Origin of the sequence: Streptomyces milbemycinicus (assembly GCF_002154605.1) — a bacterium.
Taxonomy (GTDB): domain Bacteria; phylum Actinomycetota; class Actinomycetes; order Streptomycetales; family Streptomycetaceae; genus Streptomyces; species Streptomyces milbemycinicus.
This window is the reverse complement of record NZ_MUNE01001020.1, coordinates 1-4,221: the sequence shown is the minus strand read 5'-3', so window position 1 is coordinate 4,221 and position 4,221 is coordinate 1. Positions and strand designations below refer to the sequence as shown.

At 72.3% G+C, this 4,221-nt stretch carries 3 protein-coding genes; 2 read left to right on the top strand and 1 reads right to left on the bottom strand.

Going from position 1 to position 4,221, the window contains the following annotated elements; all coding sequences use genetic code 11:
- Positions 1 to 589 (top strand): TetR/AcrR family transcriptional regulator (locus CCN51_RS50540; RefSeq protein ID WP_086861183.1); only part of this gene is annotated, 589 nt, incomplete at its 5' end.
- Between the two features lie 235 nt (positions 590 to 824).
- Positions 825 to 2,675 (top strand): dihydroxy-acid dehydratase, encoded by a 1,851-nt coding sequence (gene ilvD / locus CCN51_RS50535; protein WP_014178570.1) that lies wholly within the window; start codon positions 825 to 827, stop codon positions 2,673 to 2,675.
- 96 nt (positions 2,676 to 2,771) lie between these two features.
- On the opposite strand, the gene CCN51_RS50530 is transcribed toward ilvD, so the two are convergent.
- The coding region (locus tag CCN51_RS50530) for an outer membrane protein assembly factor BamB family protein (protein WP_158104789.1) at positions 2,772 to 4,221 on the bottom strand (1,450 nt) is incomplete at its 5' end.

Genomic DNA, 4,221 nt, shown 5'->3' with positions numbered 1-4,221 from the left:
CCGTCCGCCCCGTACGGAGGGCGCCCCCGACGCCCCCGCGGCGCGCGACCGGATCCTGACCGCGGCGCGCAACGAGTTCGCCGAGCGCGGCTACGACAAGACCTCGATCCGCGGTATCGCGAAGGCGGCGGGGGTGGACCCGGCCCTGGTCCACCACTACTTCGGCACCAAGGACCAGATCTTCGGGGCGGCCGTCGAGCTGATCTTCGCTCCCACCCTGGCCGCCCCGGACGCGGTGCACGGCGGCAGCCGGGAGGGGGCGGGCGAGCGGATGGCCCGCTTCATGTTCGGCGTCTGGGAGAACCCCGTCACCCGCCTGCCGCTGCTGGCCGTGATGCGCTCCGCGCTGACCAACGAGGCGGCGGCCGCGGTCCTGCGCGGCATGATCGAGCGTCGGCTGCTGCTGCGGATGGTGGTCGAGCTGCATGTGTCCAACCCGGAGTTCCGGGCGCAGCTGGCGGCCAGCCACATGATCGGGATCGCGATGCTGCGGTATGTGATCCGGATGGAGCCGATGGCCTCCGCGCCCGTGGAGGACATCGTCGCCATGGTGGGGCCGACGCTCCAGCGCTATCTGACCGAGGACTGAGCGCGCTGTCCGGCCGAGGACTGAGCCGGCTGGGCGTCGGTTCGTCGATACGGGCGCCCGAGGACTGAGCCGGCCGGACGGGGCGGGGCCGTTGGGGGTTCGGGGCCGCCCGAGGACTGAGCCACGCGTCTTGGGATCCGGACGCACCGTCCGTATCCCGGATGGGAGGCGTAGGCTCAGAAGACTCAAGAACCCGGACTACCGGGACGACCCGGAAACGAGGGAGTGGAGCACCGTGCCCGAGCTGAGGTCCCGCACCGTCACCCATGGCCGCAACATGGCGGGCGCCCGAGCCCTTATGCAGGCCTCGGGCGTAGCGCGTGAGGACTTCGGCAAGCCGATCATCGCGGTGGCGAACAGCTTCACGGAGTTCGTGCCGGGCCACACCCACCTCCAGCCGGTCGGCCGGATCGTCAGCGAGGCGGTCCACGCCGCGGGCGGCATCCCGCGCGAGTTCAACACGATCGCCGTGGACGACGGCATCGCCATGGGCCATGGCGGAATGCTCTACTCCCTGCCCTCCCGCGACCTGATCGCCGACTCGGTCGAGTACATGGTCGAGGCGCACTGCGCGGACGCGCTGATCTGCATCTCCAACTGCGACAAGATCACGCCCGGCATGCTGATGGCCGCGATGCGGCTGAACATCCCCACCGTCTTCGTCTCCGGCGGCCCCATGGAGTCGGGCCGGGCGACCTTGGTCGACGGCACCGTCCGCAAGCTCGACCTGATCACCGCGATCTCCGAGGCCGTCAACGACAACGTCTCCGACGAGGACATCGCCCGGATCGAGGACAACGCCTGTCCGACCTGCGGCTCCTGTTCCGGGATGTTCACCGCGAACTCCATGAACTGCCTCACCGAGGCGATCGGCCTGTCCCTCCCCGGCAACGGCTCGGTGCTGGCCACCCACACCGCCCGCAAGGCGCTGTACGAGACCGCCGGCCGCACCGTCGTGGAGATCACCAAGCGCTACTACGAGCAGGGCGACGAGACCGTCCTGCCGCGCGCCGTCGGCTCCCGCGCCGCCTTCGAGAACGCCATGGCCCTCGACATCGCCATGGGCGGCTCGACCAACACGATCCTGCACCTGCTGGCCGCCGCGCAGGAGGCCGGGCTCGACTTCGACATGAAGGACATCGACGCGCTCTCCCGCCGTCTGCCCTGCCTGGCGAAGGTCGCCCCGAACGTCGCCCCCGGCGGCGTCTACTACATGGAGGACATCCACCGGGCCGGCGGCATCCCCGCGATCCTGGGCGAGCTCTACCGGGCCGGGCTGCTCAACGAGGACGTGCACACGGTGCACTCGTCCTCGCTCGCCGACTGGCTCAAGCAGTGGGACATCCGCGGCGGCTCCCCCTCCGCCGAGGCCACGGAGCTCTTCCACGCCGCCCCCGGCTGTGTGCGTTCCGCGACCGCCTTCTCGCAGTCCGAGCGCTGGGACACCCTGGACACCGACGCCGAGAACGGCTGCATCCGCGACATCGAGCACGCCTACTCCAAGGAAGGCGGCCTGTCCGTCCTGTACGGCAACCTCGCCGAGGACGGCTGCGTCGTGAAGACCGCGGGCGTCGACGAGTCCATCTGGACCTTCGAGGGCCCGGCCGTGGTCTGCGAGTCCCAGGAAGAGGCCGTCGAGAAGATCCTCGGCAAGCAGGTCAAGGAGGGCGACGTCGTCGTCATCCGCTACGAGGGCCCCAAGGGCGGCCCCGGTATGCAGGAAATGCTCTACCCCACCTCCTTCCTCAAGGGCCGGGGCCTGGGCAAGGCCTGCGCGCTGATCACCGACGGCCGCTTCTCCGGCGGCACCTCCGGCCTGTCCATCGGCCACGCCTCGCCCGAGGCGGCCTCCGGCGGCACCATCGCCCTGGTCGAGGACGGCGACCGGATCCGTATCGACATCCCCTCCCGCACGATCGAGCTGCTGGTGAGCGAGGACGAACTGGCCGCCCGGCGCGAAGCCCTGGGCGGCGTGTACGCACCGAAGAACCGCGAGCGCAAGGTGTCCGCCGCGCTGCGGGCGTACGCGGCGATGGCGACCAGCGCCGACAAGGGCGCGGTGCGGGACGTCAGCAAGCTCGGCTGACACACGGCCGCTGTGCCTGGGCCCGGACGCGAGCCGTCCGGGCCCAGGCACGCTCGCTCCCGCCGGTTCTGCAGCGCGTCGCCGATCAGCGGGCAGTCACCAGCGGGCCGGGTCCCGTCCCGACACCCCGAAGACCGTGCCGTCCGGCGCCGATCCGTATACCTTGCCGTCCGCCGCCACCGGCGCGGGCACCAACTCCAGGTAGCTCTTCTGGGCCTTGCCCGTACGCGGCGGGGTCTGCCCCAGCAACTCGCCGCCCACCGCGTCCACGGCGAGCAGCCGCCCGTCCGCCGCCGAGAAGTACAGCCGGTCGCCTGCGGCCACCAGCGGCGACGCATTGCCCACCGAGGTCTCCATCCGCCAGCGCTGCGCCGCGGCCGGATCCGTACGGCGCGGGTCGACCGCCACCAGACCGCCGTCCGCACACAGCAGGTAGACCAAGCCGCCGCGCACCGCAACGCTGGTCGCGGACACCGGCGTGGCCAGCGCGACGCGGCGTTCGGCGCGGTGCGCCGGGTCGTACCGGACGACGGTGGCCGTACGGGTCTGGTCGTCGGTCCCGGTGAGGTACAGGACCCCCGCGGAGTCGGCGCCTGCCGGGGTGAGATTGCCGCGGAACGACCGCTGCCAGAGGGCCGTTCCGCGGGCGGTGTCGACCGCCGTGACCAGCGTGTGGGATCCGTCGGCCGAGGTGGTGAGCGCGTATGCGGTACGGCCGTCGCCGTACGAGACGAACGCCGGGCGGGCGTGGCCGGGGACGGTATGACTCCAGCGCTCTTTGTTCGTGGCCCCGTTGACGGCCGTGACCACGCCGTCCGCCGCGACCAGCAGCACGGTGTCGCCCGAGGGGTAGACGCTGCCCTCGTACGAGGCCACGTCACGGCTCCAACGGGGATGCCCCGTCTTCGGGTCGAACGCCCGCAGCCGCGCCCCGTCCGGCGACACCACCTGGACCAGGCCGCCGGAGAGCGCGGGGGCGGTCGGCGTGCCGTCGTCGGCGCGGTTCGCCTCGGCCGGCTGCCACCACAGCACCTTGCCGTCGGCCGGGTCGAGGCGGGCGGCGTCGATACCGCGCCCGGCGCAGTACAGCGCGCCGCCTCCGTACGAGCAGAACGCCGCCCGGGCGCCCTCGCCTTGCGCGCCGCCGGAGCCGTCGGTGGGCAGCGTGCCCTTCCACGGCCGCCAGGCCGCCCCCTTCGTGGTGCCGCCCGGCTGCTGGTGCGCCGAGCGCTGCCCGTCGTTGTCCCGCTGCAGCGCCCAGACCGTGCCCGCGCCGAGCATCACGGCGGCCAGCACCCCGACCGTGATCCACCGCCGCTGCGCCGTCTTGTGCCGCCGCTGACCTGCGGTGGCCGCGTGTGCTGAGTCCGCTGAGTCCGTCGAGCCCGCCCTGACCCGTGTGTCGGCGTCCCGGCTTGTAGAGGCCGCGGCGTCATCGGGCGCTGAGCCATCAGGTACGGCGTCCACGGAGCCATCACCGGCGGGGACCTCCGTACCGGCCTCGGCGTCCGTACCCGTATCGGTGCCCGTATCGGTGCCCGTATCG